This window comes from Leisingera caerulea DSM 24564, assembly GCF_000473325.1.
In the GTDB taxonomy this organism is placed as follows: domain Bacteria; phylum Pseudomonadota; class Alphaproteobacteria; order Rhodobacterales; family Rhodobacteraceae; genus Leisingera; species Leisingera caerulea.
Window position 1 is genome coordinate 1 of sequence record NZ_AXBI01000001.1, and the last position, 14,768, is coordinate 14,768.

Annotated in this window: 18 protein-coding genes; 15 read left to right on the plus strand and 3 right to left on the minus strand. The window is 59.0% G+C overall.

Annotated features, from left to right (window positions below):
- A partial coding sequence (locus CAER_RS30260) for a hypothetical protein (RefSeq protein ID WP_209320163.1) occupies positions 1–192 on the minus strand: 192 nt, incomplete at its 3' end.
- Between the two features lie 15 nt (positions 193–207).
- Between CAER_RS30260 and CAER_RS26950 the strand changes: the two genes are divergently transcribed.
- From CAER_RS26950 to CAER_RS0100065, 12 genes are all read left to right on the plus strand, one after another.
- Entirely contained in the window at positions 208–810 is a 603-nt protein-coding gene (locus tag CAER_RS26950) for a TetR/AcrR family transcriptional regulator (RefSeq protein ID WP_051357599.1), read from the plus strand.
- Between the two features lie 393 nt (positions 811–1,203).
- Positions 1,204–1,623: an IS66 family insertion sequence element accessory protein TnpB gene (gene tnpB / locus CAER_RS30695; protein ID WP_209320164.1), complete on the plus strand. Its 420-nt coding sequence runs from the start codon at positions 1,204–1,206 to the stop codon at positions 1,621–1,623.
- A complete protein-coding gene (locus CAER_RS0100020) occupies positions 1,517–2,665 on the plus strand; it encodes a muconate/chloromuconate family cycloisomerase (protein WP_281172245.1) in 1,149 nt (382 codons plus the stop codon). The genes tnpB and CAER_RS0100020 overlap by 107 nt, the downstream gene beginning before the upstream one ends.
- Before the next feature lie 70 nt (positions 2,666–2,735).
- On the plus strand, positions 2,736–4,124 hold the full coding sequence (gene benA / locus CAER_RS0100025) for a benzoate 1,2-dioxygenase large subunit (RefSeq protein ID WP_027233514.1): 1,389 nt from the start codon (positions 2,736–2,738) through the stop codon (positions 4,122–4,124).
- 12 nt (positions 4,125–4,136) lie between these two features.
- Complete coding sequence (gene benB / locus CAER_RS0100030) at positions 4,137–4,664, plus strand: benzoate 1,2-dioxygenase small subunit (protein WP_027233515.1); 528 nt, start codon at positions 4,137–4,139, stop codon at positions 4,662–4,664.
- A 73-nt stretch (positions 4,665–4,737) separates the two neighbouring features.
- The gene (gene benC / locus CAER_RS0100035; RefSeq protein WP_027233516.1) at positions 4,738–5,760 is read left to right on the plus strand and encodes a benzoate 1,2-dioxygenase electron transfer component BenC; all 1,023 of its coding nucleotides are present in this window, start codon (positions 4,738–4,740) and stop codon (positions 5,758–5,760) included.
- Complete coding sequence (gene benD / locus CAER_RS0100040) at positions 5,757–6,536, plus strand: benzoate diol dehydrogenase BenD (RefSeq protein WP_027233517.1); 780 nt, start codon at positions 5,757–5,759, stop codon at positions 6,534–6,536. Before benC ends, benD begins: the two co-directional genes overlap by 4 nt.
- Positions 6,537–6,593: 57 nt before the next feature.
- On the plus strand, positions 6,594–7,769 hold the full coding sequence (locus CAER_RS0100045) for an ABC transporter substrate-binding protein (protein WP_027233518.1): 1,176 nt from the start codon (positions 6,594–6,596) through the stop codon (positions 7,767–7,769).
- 57 nt (positions 7,770–7,826) lie between these two features.
- On the plus strand, positions 7,827–8,696 hold the full coding sequence (locus tag CAER_RS0100050; protein WP_027233519.1) for a branched-chain amino acid ABC transporter permease: 870 nt from the start codon (positions 7,827–7,829) through the stop codon (positions 8,694–8,696).
- A 4-nt stretch (positions 8,697–8,700) separates the two neighbouring features.
- Positions 8,701–9,705, plus strand: coding sequence for a branched-chain amino acid ABC transporter permease (locus tag CAER_RS0100055; RefSeq protein WP_027233520.1), 1,005 nt, complete (start codon positions 8,701–8,703; stop codon positions 9,703–9,705).
- On the plus strand, positions 9,698–10,441 hold the full coding sequence (locus CAER_RS0100060; RefSeq protein ID WP_027233521.1) for an ABC transporter ATP-binding protein: 744 nt from the start codon (positions 9,698–9,700) through the stop codon (positions 10,439–10,441). Before CAER_RS0100055 ends, CAER_RS0100060 begins: the two co-directional genes overlap by 8 nt.
- On the plus strand, positions 10,434–11,132 hold the full coding sequence (locus CAER_RS0100065) for an ABC transporter ATP-binding protein (RefSeq protein ID WP_027233522.1): 699 nt from the start codon (positions 10,434–10,436) through the stop codon (positions 11,130–11,132). Before CAER_RS0100060 ends, CAER_RS0100065 begins: the two co-directional genes overlap by 8 nt.
- Positions 11,133–11,161: 29 nt before the next feature.
- On the opposite strand, the gene CAER_RS0100070 is transcribed toward CAER_RS0100065, so the two are convergent.
- Both CAER_RS0100070 and CAER_RS0100075 read right to left on the minus strand, forming a co-directional pair.
- Positions 11,162–12,052: a LysR family transcriptional regulator gene (locus tag CAER_RS0100070; RefSeq protein ID WP_027233523.1), complete on the minus strand. Its 891-nt coding sequence runs from the start codon at positions 12,050–12,052 to the stop codon at positions 11,162–11,164.
- 97 nt (positions 12,053–12,149) lie between these two features.
- Complete coding sequence (locus CAER_RS0100075) at positions 12,150–13,025, minus strand: dioxygenase family protein (RefSeq protein ID WP_027233524.1); 876 nt, start codon at positions 13,023–13,025, stop codon at positions 12,150–12,152.
- A gap of 288 nt (positions 13,026–13,313) precedes the next feature.
- Between CAER_RS0100075 and CAER_RS0100080 the strand changes: the two genes are divergently transcribed.
- The 3 genes from CAER_RS0100080 to CAER_RS29435 are packed head-to-tail and all read left to right on the plus strand — an operon-like array spanning position 13,314 to position 14,729.
- Positions 13,314–13,694 carry a hypothetical protein gene (locus CAER_RS0100080; RefSeq protein WP_036796608.1) on the plus strand — a complete coding sequence of 127 codons (381 nt, stop codon included), beginning with the start codon at positions 13,314–13,316 and terminating at the stop codon, positions 13,692–13,694.
- A complete protein-coding gene (locus CAER_RS0100085; RefSeq protein WP_027233526.1) occupies positions 13,691–14,548 on the plus strand; it encodes an alpha/beta fold hydrolase in 858 nt (285 codons plus the stop codon). The genes CAER_RS0100080 and CAER_RS0100085 overlap by 4 nt, the downstream gene beginning before the upstream one ends.
- A 28-nt stretch (positions 14,549–14,576) precedes the next feature.
- Complete coding sequence (locus CAER_RS29435; protein WP_152612168.1) at positions 14,577–14,729, plus strand: DUF1289 domain-containing protein; 153 nt, start codon at positions 14,577–14,579, stop codon at positions 14,727–14,729.
- The last annotated feature ends 39 nt before the right edge of the window (positions 14,730–14,768 follow it).

A 14,768-nucleotide genomic window follows, 5' to 3' on the forward strand; every position in this document is an offset into this window, starting at 1 on the left:
GCTAATCAGCAACAACAACAGCATAATTTGCTGCTTTAAGTGCAAGGAATTTGCCTTGCTGACAGTTGAGCTTGCGCCCAGCTTCCAGCCGGTACTGGAAACTTTTTGTGTTTTCAGATGGTTGTGAAAGTGAAGCACTACCCGATTTGTTTGGCCAGGCGACCCGCCATCCCCTTGGGTTGTTGATTTCAAGTGGAGACAAGCAAAATGGCATTAAGAAAGCGGAAAGCCGTTCTCGATGGGGCGCGCGCGGTTTTCTTTGCGTGCGGTTATGCTGGGGCTAGCATGGACGAGATTGCAAAAACCGCAAGAGTGTCCAAGGCTACAATCTATGCCTATCACGACAGTAAGGAAGCTTTGTTTACGGCGATTGTTGAACGAGACTGTAAAAAATTAATGAGTGATGTTGAAGGTATCGTTGCCGATTGCGACGACTTGCGGCTGACCCTGACAAAACTGGCTACCCGCTTAGTCAACTTTACTTGCGATGAAGATTTTCTGTCACTTTATCGAATCTGCATTTCTGAAGCACATCGCCAGCCAAAGATCGCCCGAGCGTTTCATGCCGCAGGCCCAGGCTTTGCCCGCGGCTTAATTGAACGTTATTTGAAGCGGCAGACTTTATGCGGTGCGCTATTGCTCGACTGCGCGGCCGCAGCGGCAGAGCAGTTCATCCAGCTCAGCTTTTCCGGGTTGATGGTTGACAGGCTGCTTGCCACTGCAGGCAAACCCAATGCCGACGAGGCAGTAAAGCGGGCGGAACTTGCAGTAGAGATCTTTATCGCCGCTTACGCGCCAAGGCCAGGTTGAGCGAACTTGAAAATGCGGGTTATTGAGCACTGATCTGCGCGATCGTTCAGTTCAGGCGCCAAGGACTTATGAAGTTTGATGCGACGGCGCAGCTCGCTTGTCGTATGCCTCCGGCGGAGGCCGTCTGACGAGATCTTGGCGCTGATGATAAATTCGACCTTATGGCCGACCATAAGTTCAGGCCTAAGATCGAAGTCCTTTCTGCCGCGAACACGCTGCGTCGGCGGCACTGGAGCGATGCCGACAAGGTCCGGAATGTGGAGGAGAGCTTTCTGGGGCACCGTGACCGAGATTAGGCGCGGCATGAACACCTTAGCTTTGACAGTGCAGCAGGGTCCTGGACGCGACCCGCATGCGGGTGAAATCTTCTACTTCCGAGGGCGCTAGGGCGACTTGGTCAAACTGCTTTGGCACGATGGCGTCGGCATGTCGCTCTACACGAAACGGCTGGAAGCGGGGAAGTTAAACTGGCCGGCCAGCGGGACCGGCGAAGCGGTGCAAATCTCCGCTGCCCATCTTGGATACCTGCTGGAAGAGATCGACTGGCGAAATCTGCGCTGGACAAAACCAGCAGTTGCAACCGAGCGTGCTGCGAAACATGAATGTCGCCGGAAGGGTATCACTCGAGACCCCACTCATCATCGACAGAATCTTGCCGCAGCGGGCAACCTGCATCTCAACGTAACTTGCAGATGTGGTGAAACCCGTGACCAAGATCGACCAGATCGAGACGATGATCCTCGATATACCGACCATCCGGGGGCACGTGCTGTCCATGGCTACAATGCGGGTCCAAACGGCGGTTCTGGTTAAGATCAAGTTCTCTGACGGCTCCGAGGGAATTGGCGAAGGCACCACCATCGGCGGTCTGAGCTATGGAGCCGAAAGCCCCGAGGGCATCCAGTCTGCCATCGACACATATATCTCACCCGTGCTGCTGGGCTGCGACGGTGACAACGTGAACGGAGCGGTGCAGCGGATCGAAAAATTTGTCAAGGGCAACCGCATCGCCAGGACGGCGGTGGAAATTGCGCTTTGGGACGGGCTTGGTAAGCGTCTCGGCGTCCCGGTCTCGCAGCTCTTCGGGGGTGCAGTGCATGGCAAACTCCCAGTGGCATGGACACTTGCTTCCGGCAATTCCGAAACGGATATCGCGGAAGCTCAGGAGATGATCGAGACCCGCCGCCACAACATCTTCAAGCTGAAGATCGGCAAACGCTCCGTGCGGGAAGACGTGGCTCATGTGGCCAGGATCAAGAAAGCCGTTGGCGATGCCGCCAGTATCCGCGTCGATGTGAACACTGCGTGGTCACTGCAGGACGCCCGATGGGGCCTGAAGGGTCTTCAGGACGCGGGTTGCGAGTTGGTCGAACAGCCTGTTCCGGCCCGGTACCGTCGCGCCTTGGCGGAACTGACCAGCGGCTACGAGATTGCCGTTATGGCAGACGAGGCCCTGAATGGTCCGGAGGATGCCCTGGCGGTAGCCGAGGCGAATGCTGCGGATGTGTTTGCCGTGAAAGTGGCGCAGTCCGGAGGACTGAAGCGGGCGTCTGAGGTGATTGCCATCGCGCAGGCGGCAGGGCGCGGCCTCTATGGCGGCACGATGCTGGAAACCGGGTTGGGGACAGCAGCCGCTCTCCAGCTCTTTTCCACCATTGAGACCCTGCACTGGGGCACTGAATTCTTTGGCCCCTTGCTGCTGACCGACGAGGTTCTGGCTGAACCGATCACTTACCGCGACTTTTGCGTTGAAATCCCGAAAGGCAACGGCATCGGCGCAACGCTTGACCCCGACAAGGTCGCATTTTTCCGCCGTGAAGGCGGCCGGAACATGAAAGCCGCCGCCGGGCAATAACCAGCGGCATGACATCAAAGCCAGTCAAAACGCTGCCAAAGCGTTGCGGCTGTCAGGAGGAGGACGACTGATGTTCACACAATCCAATCTCGAGGAATTCGAGGCCCGCCTCGACGGTGCGATCCAAGATGATCCCGAAAACGGCGTCTTCCGCTGCCGTCGGGATATCTTCACCGACGAAGAACTGTTCGAGCTTGAAATCAAGCACATCTTTGAAGGCAACTGGATCTACATGGCCCATGAAAGCCAGATCCCAGAGCCGGGCGATTACTTTACACTTACCATGGGCCGCACACCCGTCGTTATCACCCGCGACAAGGACGGTGAACTGCACGCACTGGTCAATGCATGTTCGCACCGTGGCGCGCAGCTCTGCCGGTTTAAGCGCCGCAACCAGAAAACGTTCACCTGTCCTTTCCACGGCTGGACGTTCTCGAACACCGGCAAGCTTCTGAAGGTCAAGGACCCCAAGGGCGCGGGTTACCCCGAGCAGTTCAACAAGGACGGAAGCCACGACCTGACAAAGGTTGCTCGGTTCGAGAACTACCGTGGCTTCCTGTTCGGCTCGCTGAACGCCGATGTGCAGCCGCTTGAGGACTATCTCGGCGAGGCGCGCAAGATGATCGACGTGATCGTTGACCAGGCTGACGAAGGGCTTGAGGTGCTGCGCGGGTCCTCGACCTATACCTATGACGGCAACTGGAAGCTGCAGGCCGAGAACGGCGCCGATGGCTATCACGTATCCGCTGTCCACTGGAACTACGTCGCTACCACCGCGCACCGTACCGACGATGGCAAGGAAGACAACATCAAGGCGACAGATGCCTCGAAATGGGCTAAGCAGCGCGGCGGTTTCCACGCATATGAGAACGGCCATATCCTGCTTTGGACCGAATGGGCGGACCCGACCAACCGCCCGAACTATCCGCGCCTCGAGGAATGGACCGAGAAATACGGGAAGACCAAGGCAGAGTGGATGGTGGGCGTTCTGCGTAACCTCTGCCTGTACCCGAATGTCTTCCTGATGGATCAATTCAGCTCGCAGATCCGCGTTTTCCGCCCGATCAGTGTCGATCAGACTGAAGTGACGATCTACTGCATTGCACCCAAGGGCGAGAGCCAAGAGGCCCGCAGCCGCCGTATTCGCCAGTACGAGGATTTCTTCAACGCCTCCGGCATGGCGACCCCGGACGATACCGAGGAATTCCGGGCCACTCAGCGCGGTTACGCGGGCGCGGCACATGCCAAATGGAATGACTTGACCCGTGGCGCCACCCAGTGGATCGAGGGCCCTGATGACGATGCCAAGGCCCTCGGGATCAACCCGGTTCTTTCCGGGGCCCGCACCGAAGACGAAGGTCTATTTGTCATTCAGCATACCAACTGGTCCGAGCGCATGGGCGAAGCCATCGCCAAGGAACGCGCCACTGCGCCTGATGCACGCACCGCGGCTGAGTGAGGAGGAAAAGACATGAGCACTGAAACACTTGAACGCACCAACACCAGCCCGGGGATGAGCTTTGAAGACATCCAGGCCTTCCTCTATGCCGAGGCCCGTGCGCTGGATGACCGCGACTGGGACACCTGGCTGACATTCTATGACGCGGACTGCCCGTTCTGGATGCCCGCCTGGGATGACTACGACAATCTGACGGAAGATCCGCAGAATGAGATGTCGCTGATGTACTATCCCAACAAACAGGGCATTGAGGACCGCGTGTTCCGTATCAAGACTGACCGGTCTTCTGCAACATCGCTGCCTGAACCGCGTACCAACCATTACCTTTCGGGGATTGAAGTGCTGAGCCGGGAGGGCACGCAGATCAAGGTGCGCTTCAATTGGCAAACGCTGAGCTATCGCTACGGCAAAACCGACCAGCACTGGGGCACGTCGTTCTACGCGATCGACAGCAGCGGCCCAAATCCGCTTATCACCGACAAGAAGGTGGTCCTTAAGAACGATCACATTCACCACGTGATCGACGTCTACCACATCTGATCCCGGGAAATTCGGGAACTTAGAGAGCTCCGCGCATCCACGTCAGGGTGCGCGGCCAAGGGAGGAGCATGCCATGACGACCTATAACGTTGCCCTGAATTTCGAGGATGGCGTCACCCGCGTCATCCAGTGCGATGACGACGAGAAGGTGACCGATGCGGCCTTCCGTCAAAAGATCAACCTGCCGATGGATTGCCGGGATGGCGTCTGTGGCACCTGCAAGTGCTTCGTCGAAAAGGGCGAATACGAGCTGGAATTCTATATGGACGAGTCCATGAGCGACGAAGAGGCGGAACAGGGCTTTGCGCTGACCTGCCAGATGACGCCGGAAAGTGACTGCGTGGTGCGCGTCCCGGTGCCCTCCGCTGCCTGCAAGACCGCACCGGAATCTGTCGAAGGCGAGGTGCTGGGCGTCGACACCCTATCGGAGACCTCCTTCGGGCTGCGAGTGAAACTGGCCAAACCAGTCAGCTTTCTACCCGGCCAGTATGTGAACGTCACCGTTCCGGGGACCGGCAAGCACCGCTCTTATTCCTTCTCCTCCGCACCCGGTGCCGATGAGGCCACGTTCCTGATCCGCAATCTACCCGGCGGCGTGATGAGCAGCTACCTGGGCGAACAGGCCAAGGCCGGCGACAGCGTCACGCTGACCGGACCGATGGGCGCGTTTTACTTGCGCCCCATGGAGCGCGCGCAGCTGTGGTTGGCCGGCGGCACCGGCCTGGCACCATTCCTGTCGATGCTGGAGCAGGCGGCGGAACAGGGGACGGATCATCCCATTGTGCTGTACTACGCGGTGACCCGCGCTGCCGATCTGGTGGAGCTGGACCGCGTGCAGGACCTGGCTGCAAAGATCGGCAATGTCACCGTCATTACCATTCTGGCCGCCGAAGAAGAAGCACATGAGCGTAAGGGCTTTGTCACCGATCATGTCACTGCCGGCGATCTGAACGGCGGCGATTGCGATGTGTACCTCTGCGGTCCGCCACCGATGGTCGATGCGGTGCGGGGCCACTTCAGCAAGCTGGGGGTCGAGCCTGCGAATTTCTACTTTGAGAAGTTCAACCCGACCGAAGCAGAGGCGGAAGCCGCATGAGCCGCCGGTTTGATGAAAAAGTCATGGTCGTGACCGGCGCGGCCCAGGGCATTGGCCGCCGGGTTGCCGAACGGGCAGCTGCCGAGGGCGCCCGGGTGCTGATCGTGGACCGTTCCCCCGCGCGCGAGGAGGCCGCGGAGTCGATCCGCGGAGGGGGTGGTGCGGCGCAGGCAGTCTCGGTTGACCTTGAGACTTGGGAGGGCTGCGCGGAGGCGATGCAGGCCGCTATGGACCTGTGGGGCCGGATTGACATCCTGGTCAACAATGTAGGCGGAACGATCTGGGCCAAGCCGTTTGAGCAATACGAGCCCGGGCAGATCGACGCCGAGGTGCGCCGGTCGCTTTTCCCGACGCTGTACTGCTGCCGGGCCGCGATTGAGCACATGCTCCCGCAAGGCTCGGGCGTGATCGTCAACGTGTCGTCCATCGCCACGCGCGGGTTGAACCGCGTGCCTTACGCGGCGGCCAAGGGCGGTGTGAATGCGATCACGGCGAGCCTGGCCTGGGAAGTGGCCGAGCGCGGCATCCGTGTGGTTGCCGCCGCCCCCGGCGGCACCGAGGCGCCGCCGCGCATAGTGCCACGCAATCCCAATGCCGAGGAAGAACAGCGCGATGACTGGTACAAGACCATCGTCGACCAGACGGTGCAGTCATCGCTGATGAAACGTTATGGAACACTCGACGAACAGGCCGGTCCGATCCTGTTCTTGGCGTCGGATGACGCATCCTACATCACCGGTGTAACGGTGCCGGTGGGGGGCGGTGATCTCGGTTAGCGCCGAGCTGGACAGGCCCTGAGGAGGGGCCGGAAGAACCAACAGGAGGAAACTACAATGAAACGCGCAATCCTGGCGGCCCTCGGGCTCGCCACCAGCCTTGCTGTGCCCGCAGCCGCCGAAGAGGACATCAAGGTCGGCTTGCTGCTGCCGTTTTCAGGCGTCTATGCCGCGCTCGGCAATGATATCGAAGCGGGCTTTACCGTGGCCCTTGAACAGTTCGGCAGCGAAGCCGGCACGGGTTTCGAAATTGTCCGCGAGGACACCGAAGTGAAGCCGCCCGTAGCGCTTGGCAAGGCCAAGAAGCTGATCCTGCAAGACAAGGTTGATGTTGTGGCGGGCATCGTCAGCTCAGGTGTTCTGGGCGCCGTGCGCGACATGGTGCATGGCGCCGGTGTGCCGCTGATCGTGGCCAATGCCGGTAATGATGATGCCACCGGGGCAAGCTGCTCGCCCTATATCACCCGCATGTCATTTTCCAATGGCCAGGTGAACCGCCCGATGGGGCAATGGATGTACGATCAGGGCATCCGCAAAGTCTATACGCTGGCCCCGGACTATGCGGCGGGCCGCCAGATGATCGGGGGCTTCGTTGAGACTTTCACCGCCGCGGGTGGAGAGATCGCCGGGCAGGAATTCACCCCGTTTCAGAAAACCCAGGATTTCGGTCCCTATCTGGCGCAAGCCAAAGCAAGCGGCGCCGATGCGGTCTATGTGTTCTATGCTGGCGGCGAGGCGATCTCCTTCGTCAAGCAGTACGATAGCTTCGGGCTGAAGGCGGATCTGCCGCTATATGGCTCCGGCTTCCTGACCTCGCCGCTGTATGTCAACGCCGAAGGCCCGGCCGCCGAGGGTGTAATCACCGCGCTGCATTACGTGCCGACGCTAGACAACGCGGCCAATGCCGCCTTTGTCGCGGCATTCCAGGCCAAGACCGGTCGTCTGCCGTCGGAGTTCGCCGTGCAGGGGTATGATGCGGCCCGGGCGCTGGTCGAGGCGGCCAAAACCGGTGCTCACGACCGGGCATCGCTGGCTGAAGCCCTGCGCCAGGTCAGCTTTGACGGGCCGCGCGGCAAGCTGTCGATCGACCCGGCCACCAACAATATCGTCCAGCCGGTCTACGTCTACGAAACCGTGGCTGGTGAAAACGGGCTGACCCAGAAGGTGCTGGCCGAGCTGCCCGCCGAGGCCGACCCAGCCAACGGCTGCGAGATGGCCCCTGTCTCCAACTGACAATGCTGCCCGGCCGCCCCCCGTGTGGCCGGGCCCATATTCCGAGGAGGGCCTCTCATGGCACATGATCTTGGTTTCTGGACGCTTCAGGCGCTGAATGCGCTGCAACTGTCCATGCTGCTCTTTCTGCTTTCCATCGGCCTGACGGTCATCTTCGGGCTGATGCACTTCGTCAATCTTGCTCATGGATCGCTCTATGCGCTGGGGGCATACTTTGCCGCCTCTCTGGCCGCCATCGGTGGATATTGGATGGGGTTCTTTCTTGCGCCTGTCGCCGTGGCCGGGGTTGGCATTTTGCTTTATTCCGGACTTATCAAACGGATGCGCAAGTCCGGTCCTATGGCCCAGGTGCTCGTGACCTTTGGGCTTATCTTTGTGCTGCTCGATCTGACACGGATTTTCTGGGGCGATCTGGCGTTGGCTATCGACGCGCCTGCGCTGCTTTCTGGTCGGCTGACGTTCCTGGGCATCGAGTATCCGGCCTACCGGCTGTTCATCATCGTTCTCGGACTTTCCATCTTCGCAGCGCTCGCATTTGTGCTGAGCCGTACGCAAATCGGCGCGATGATCCGGGCCGGTGTCGACAACGATGCCATGGCGTCTTGTCTCGGTATCAATGTTGAACGGTTGTTCTTCATCGTTTTCTGCGTCGGATGTGCGCTGGCAGGTCTTGCGGGGGTCGTCGCGGCGCCGCTCTTGAGCGTTACGCCGGATATGGGTCTACAGATCCTGATCCCGACTTTGATCGTGATTGTCATAGGCGGTCTGGGCTCGCTTAAAGGCGCAATCGCCGGGTCGCTGATCTATGGTTTCGTTCAGACCTTCGGCGCGGTTTTGGCTCCGCAGCTCGCTTCTATCCTCATCTATGCCCTGTTGGCTGCTGTCCTCGTGATCAAGCCCGTGGGCCTGTTTCCTGCGAAAGGATAAGCCGATGTTTCGTCACAATGCTCTTCGCTACATGGCCCTCGTGCTTTTGGCCGCAGGTGCCCTCTTTCAGGCCTTTACCGCCGAGTACTTCGGGCTGGAAATCCTGACCGAAATCTTGATCCTGGCCATGCTTGTGCTGGCTCTCGACATCGTTGCGGGCTTTGGGGGCATGGTATCGCTTTGCCACGGCGCACTGATGGGTGTTGGCGCTTATGCCTACGCCATCCTGTCTGCTAAGGCGGGCCTCGCGCCGCCCGTGGCCATGGCTGGCGCCATCGCTTTGACCGGTTCCGCCGCCTGGATCATCGGCGCAATCTGTTCACGCAGCCATGGAATCTATTTCATCATGGCGACACTCGCCTTCGGCCAAATGGCCTATTCCTACGTGTTCGAAGCCCCAATCTTTGGCGGAGACGATGGGTTAGGTGGTATTTCCCGGTTGGATCTGAGCTTTATCGGAGTTGATCTGAATGACAGCCGCAGCTTTGCGTTCTTCTGCCTAGCCATCCTTGGCGCGGTCTATGGCGCATCTGTTCTCATTCTGCGTTCAGGGCTTGGCCGTTCGCTGACGGGCGTCATGCACAACGAACAGCGGATGCGCGCGCTTGGATTGACGATCTGGCGGATCAAGGCGGATGTGTTTGGGTTGTCGGGCATGATTGCCGGCCTCGCCGGCGCGCTTGCTGCGCAGCACATCATGTATATCTCGCCCGGGCTTCTCAGCTGGACTGTGTCCGGCGAGGCACTGGTTGTCGTTATCCTTGGCGGCTTAGGAACTTTGGTTGGTCCGCTCGTGGGCGCTGCCGCCTTTGTGCTGCTCAAGCATGAACTGAGTTCGCTTACGGCACACTGGCATCTTGTTGTCGGCGTAATTCTGATCGCCGTGGTGATGAGCCGCGCAAACGGTATCTTCGGCTGGATCGAAGCCCGCTGGGGTGCCCGGGTCGAACGCCGTGTGGCTGATGCAACGCGCAAACAGGAGTCCGAGGAGGTGTTGACCGATGCTTGAGACGCGTAATCTGGACAAGAGCTTCGGTGCCGTCCACGTCACCCGCGATGTATCGCTGAAATTGGAGCGGGGAGAACGCCGCGTGATCCTGGGCCCCAATGGCGCAGGCAAGACAACGCTGTTCAACCAACTGGTGGGTGAACTCACACCCGACAACGGATCGGTTCATCTCGCTGGCGAAGATGTCACCGCCTTGCCTGTTGCTAAACGCGCCCGCCGCGGCCTGTCGCGCAGCTACCAGAAGAATACTCTGTTCGACGGTCTGACGGTTGAGGAAAATCTTGGGCTTGCCGCTGCCGTGCATACCGGCAACGCGACGCAGCTTTGGGCAGATAGCCTGGCAAAGCCCGACGTTCGCGAGATCGTCGAGGAGGTGGCGGAACAGGTGAACCTGATGCCGTTCATTCACGCCAAAGTATCTGAGATCAGCTACGGCGTGCGCCGCCAGCTCGAAGTTGGCGTCGCGCTCGCCACAAGGCCGCTTGTTCTGCTGATGGACGAACCCACTAGCGGTGTCGGGCCAGAGATGTCGAAGGGGTTTCACGACTTGCTGAACAATCTGCCGCGTGACCTGACAATGCTCATCATCGAGCACGACATGGACCTCGCCTTCGACGTGGCGGACACGATCACTGTGCTCAACTACGGCGAAGTTGTCTTTGACGGCTTGCCGGAGGAGGCCCGCGGGTCAAGCCTGCTAAAGGAAATCTATTTGGGGAGCTGGGAAGATGCTTGAACTGAGGGCAATCGAATCCGGTTATGGCGAAACGCAAGTTCTCTATGGCCTTTCGCTGGAAGCGCAAAAGGGCAGGGTGCTGGCCATCCTGGGCCGCAATGGCGCAGGAAAATCCACCACGCTGAAAACCATCATGGGTCTCCTTCCGATCAAGTCCGGTGAGATCGCCTTCGAGGGTAAACCGATCGCGAGGCAACCATTCGACATCGCCAAGAGTGGTATCGCTTACGTTCCTGAAACGCGTGACATTTTCCCGTCTTTGACAGTGCGCGAAAACCTGGAGATAGCGGCTAAGCGATTTGGCGGAACCAAGACCGAATGGACGATGGAACGGGTTCTGGATCTTTTTCCCCGTCTTGGGGAGCGGATGGACAACGGCGGCACCCAACTGTCAGGCGGCGAGCAGCAAATGCTGGCGATTGCACGCGGTTTGCTGATGAATCCCCGCCTCCTGATCCTCGATGAACCGACCGAGGGCCTGGCGCCGATCATTGTGAAACTGATCCACGACAAGCTCCAGGACCTGAAGGCAGCCGGGCTTTCGATGATCATCGTGGAGCAAAACTTTGGTTTTGCAACCTCGCTTGCCGATGACGTGGTGGTGGTTGGCAAAGGCCAGGTCGTCTGGACTGGCAGTGCAGAAGAGATCAAGGCAGACGAGGACGCGCAGCATACCTGGCTTGGTGTGTAATTGGGCCGCCTGGTACACCGGCCGTCCAACTAGAAAACCTTGCGGGCCACCTTTTGCGCGATGTTGACGAAGTTCTTCACATGCAGGCCTTGCTCGTCCAGCCGGTAGTTGACAGACAGTTCGGTGCGCGCGAACTCGGGTTCGATCCTGAGGAATTTCATGCCCTTCCGCGGGGCGTTTGCAACTGACTCCGGCACGATGCAAACGCCCTCGCCGACGGCAACCAGGCCGAGTGCGGTTTGCAGATCCATGCACCAGATGCGTAGCGGCGCTTCGAAACCGGCGTCTTCGATAGCTTTTAGAACCATGTCCGCATAGCTCGGGCGGGGTTTCTCGGGATAGAGGATCAGATGATGCGTTTTCAGACGCTCAAGCTTCGCGACCGAGCGTGCCCCCGTGTCCACGATATCGGGTAGGGCCAGGATTAGCCGTTCTTCGACCAGGTGTTTCGAAAGGAACTCAGGATCCTTAAGCGTTGGGCGGGCGAAAACCGCGTCGAGTTCACGCGATACCAAAGCCCTATGCAGATCGGCATTGTTCATGGGGATAAGGCTAAGGTTCACTTCCGGGTAATTTGCCCGGTATGACCGAATGATGTTCGGAAGAATGCCAAAGGTTGCAGATCCAACGAAGCCGATGCGCAGACGTCCCTCGGCTCCCTGGCCCAAGCGGCGCACTTCCAGCTGGGTATCTTCAATCTGGGCCAAGATTGATTTCCCGCGCTCAAGCAGTCTTTCCCCTGCTTGGGTCATCGTTATCGCGCTGCGGCCGCGATTGAATAGGATCGCACCAAGCTCTTCTTCCAACTGCTTGATCTGGCGGCTGAGTGGTGGTTGCGCCATGTCGAGACGCTCAGCTGCCCGCCCAAAATGCAATTCCTCTGCCACCGCAATGAAATAGGACAGCTGTTTGAAGTTCATTTTCAGGCACTCCCCCAAGTCTTCACGTTAGGCGATCCTTCCAAGTGAAAAAAGACCCCCGAAAATCGGGGGTCAGTTTGGTGGGAGGTGAAGTGGTTTACTCGGCGGCTACGGCCTGCTCGGCGGCACCGGTCTTAAGCACAAAGTCGAACTCGAAGTGCAGATCAGTGCCCAGTTCCTTGGGGGCCGGCTTGAACTTGCCGATCAAGCTTTCTTTGACGGCAAACACGCTGTCGTTCTCCAGCCATTCGCTGTCGGCATCGTAGATCTGGCTAATCAACGGGCGGTAACCGTCTTTGGAGATAATGAAATGCATGTGGCCAGGGCGGTTCGGGTGGTGGCCCATAAAGCGCAGCAGTTCCCCTGCGGTCTCGTCGTCGGGGATCGGGTAGGGGACAGGCCGGACGGCAACAAAGGCGTAGTGCCCGTTATCGTCAGTTTCGAACCGGCCGCGGAGGTTGTATTCGGGCTGGTCAGGATCGAGGTTCTCGTAGATGCCGTTCGGTGCATCCTCCCAGACATCGAGCGTCACACCAGGAATGCCGTTGCCGTTCTCGTCGCGGATGTAACCTTCGTAGTAGGCTGTTTCTTCGTTGTCGAAGTGCTTTTGAATGGTCGAAGCGCCCTTGGGCAGGACTGGCGGGTTTTCGCGGTAGAACGGTCCGAGCACGGTCGATTCACTCTCGTTGCCTTCGACCGGGTTGGTCATCATGTCGACCAGGACTTCGATGCCCAGGATATCGGCCAGCAGGATGAATTCCTGGCGATTGTCGTTGCAAAGCTGTCCAGCGCGGGCAAGGTAATCACAGGCGGCCAGAAATTCGTGATGCTGAAGTTTCACGTCTTTGATGAAAGCATGCATGTGCTTGATGATACCTGTCGCGATCTCGCGTTCACGGTCGGTGATATCGCCGTGCTGGCCGAGGCTGCCGATCACAACCTCCGTAATGTTTTCTTGGTTGACGATGCCCATGGATAATTCCTCCTCCTGGCTGTCTGGGGGTTCGAAAACAGGACGCTCCACCGTCCCTCGTCTGCGATCGAACTTCCCCCCAATCGCTCCTCATCCCAATGCCTGGGGCGGTATCGGGCAATACCGCAAACGGCTGTAGCCCTCGGAGTGTCCTTTAAATCAAGCAGTTATAAGGGCATTCAAGATGCGCCCGGCCTGAGAGTATTGCCTCATACCCGGGATGGTATGGCTTCACTGTATTGGCTCGTGGCACCAACGCTTCAGTAAATTATCGCATGGGAGGCTGAGGTGATCGATACCTTCAAGCATATTCAGCAAAGCCTTGAGGCGACGCCGCACTTGCTGCGCCTCGGCTGTCTGTTTTCCGAAACGGTGCTGATCGAGATCGACGGCAGCGAGTACTACCTGTCTTTCGATAAAGGGCTCATCGTGTCCGTCGTAGAAGGTCCGAGCCGCAAGACACCCTGGCGATTTGCCCTGCGCACAGATGCCGAAGCACTGGAAAAGTTCTGGCAGGCCCGTCCCGAGCCGGGGTTTCACGACATTTTCGGGCTGGTGAAGATCGGCCGGGGCCGGATTGATGGCGACATCCTGAGCCTCGTCAAAAACCTGCGCTTCTTCAAGGAAGTGCTGACGCTGGCACGCGCAAAAAAGGAGCTGGCCGCATGAGTATCGAACCGATCACCGGCCGCTATGTCACCGTCACCGTGGGCGGCGCGCCCCGCCGGATCTATTTCGAGGAAGCAGGGCAGGGCCGTCCGGTCATCTGTCTGCACACCGCCGGGGCTGATACCCGCCAGTGGCGTCATCTGATGAACGACACAGAGATCACCGCTTCGAACCGCCTGATCGCTTTTGACATGCCATGGCACGGAAAATCGCTGCCGCCTGAAGGCTTTGAGACCCAGGAATACCTGCTGACCACCGAAGCCTATATCGAGACCGTTCTCGCGGTCATCGACGGTCTTGGGCTGGAATGCCCGGTTCTGGCTGGCTGCTCTATGGGCGGGCGCATCGCGCTGCAACTCGCGGCTTTGCATCCCGAGAAATTCAGCGGTTTTATCGCAATAGAAGCCTCTGATTTCCAGCCCGCCTGGTATGATATCGACTGGTTCCACCGCCCGGATGCCCATGGCGGCGAGATGGGCGCAGCGCTTGTTTCGGCCAACATTTCCCCCTTCGCGCCAAATGCCGAGCGCTGGAACACATTGTGGATGTTCATGCAAAGTGGTCCCGGCGTTTTCCGTGGCGATCTGAGTTTTTACACAAAGGACGACAGCCTGATCCCGCGTTTGCCGACGATCGCTACGGCAAATACCCCTGTTCACATCATCGTCGGGGCTTACGACCTGACATGCACACCCGAGGATGCCGAGCGGACAGCCAAGGCGATCCCTGGCGCGACGCTCGCTGTGATGGACAAGCTCGGACATTTCCCGATGAGCGAACACCCGGACGGGTTCCGTCCCTTCTTCGTCGAAGCTCTTGGGAAAATGCCCAAACCAGCTGCGAAGGCGGCCTGACACTCAAATCAGCACGGGAGGAGGAGCCATGTGCAAGAATGCCGACAACCCCTGTCCAGGATGCAAGAAGCACAAAAAGGCAGAGGCCGCATGGATGTTCTTCACCGACGAAGAACGCGCCGCCATCGAGAGTATGAGGCAGGCCGGCAAGGCCTCCGCATCGCGCAAGGCACGCTCCTGAACGGATCCAAACCTGACGTGCCGCATTTCCCGTGACGCG

Bases quoted from the DNA above. Each gene is read 5' to 3' on its own strand.
- CAER_RS26950 (WP_051357599.1), top strand. From the start codon at position 208: ATGGCATTAAGAAAGCGGAAAGCCGTTCTCGATGGGGCGCGCGCGGTT.
- benA (WP_027233514.1), top strand. From the start codon at position 2,736: ATGTTCACACAATCCAATCTCGAGGAATTCGAGGCCCGCCTCGACGGT.
- benB (WP_027233515.1), top strand. From the start codon at position 4,137: ATGAGCACTGAAACACTTGAACGCACCAACACCAGCCCGGGGATGAGC.
- benC (WP_027233516.1), top strand. From the start codon at position 4,738: ATGACGACCTATAACGTTGCCCTGAATTTCGAGGATGGCGTCACCCGC.
- benD (WP_027233517.1), top strand. From the start codon at position 5,757: ATGAGCCGCCGGTTTGATGAAAAAGTCATGGTCGTGACCGGCGCGGCC.
- CAER_RS0100045 (WP_027233518.1), top strand. From the start codon at position 6,594: ATGAAACGCGCAATCCTGGCGGCCCTCGGGCTCGCCACCAGCCTTGCT.
- CAER_RS0100050 (WP_027233519.1), top strand. From the start codon at position 7,827: ATGGCACATGATCTTGGTTTCTGGACGCTTCAGGCGCTGAATGCGCTG.
- CAER_RS0100055 (WP_027233520.1), top strand. From the start codon at position 8,701: ATGTTTCGTCACAATGCTCTTCGCTACATGGCCCTCGTGCTTTTGGCC.
- CAER_RS0100060 (WP_027233521.1), top strand. From the start codon at position 9,698: ATGCTTGAGACGCGTAATCTGGACAAGAGCTTCGGTGCCGTCCACGTC.
- CAER_RS0100065 (WP_027233522.1), top strand. From the start codon at position 10,434: ATGCTTGAACTGAGGGCAATCGAATCCGGTTATGGCGAAACGCAAGTT.
- CAER_RS0100070 (WP_027233523.1), bottom strand. From the start codon at position 12,052: ATGAACTTCAAACAGCTGTCCTATTTCATTGCGGTGGCAGAGGAATTG.
- CAER_RS0100075 (WP_027233524.1), bottom strand. From the start codon at position 13,025: ATGGGCATCGTCAACCAAGAAAACATTACGGAGGTTGTGATCGGCAGC.
- CAER_RS0100085 (WP_027233526.1), top strand. From the start codon at position 13,691: ATGAGTATCGAACCGATCACCGGCCGCTATGTCACCGTCACCGTGGGC.
- CAER_RS29435 (WP_152612168.1), top strand. From the start codon at position 14,577: ATGTGCAAGAATGCCGACAACCCCTGTCCAGGATGCAAGAAGCACAAA.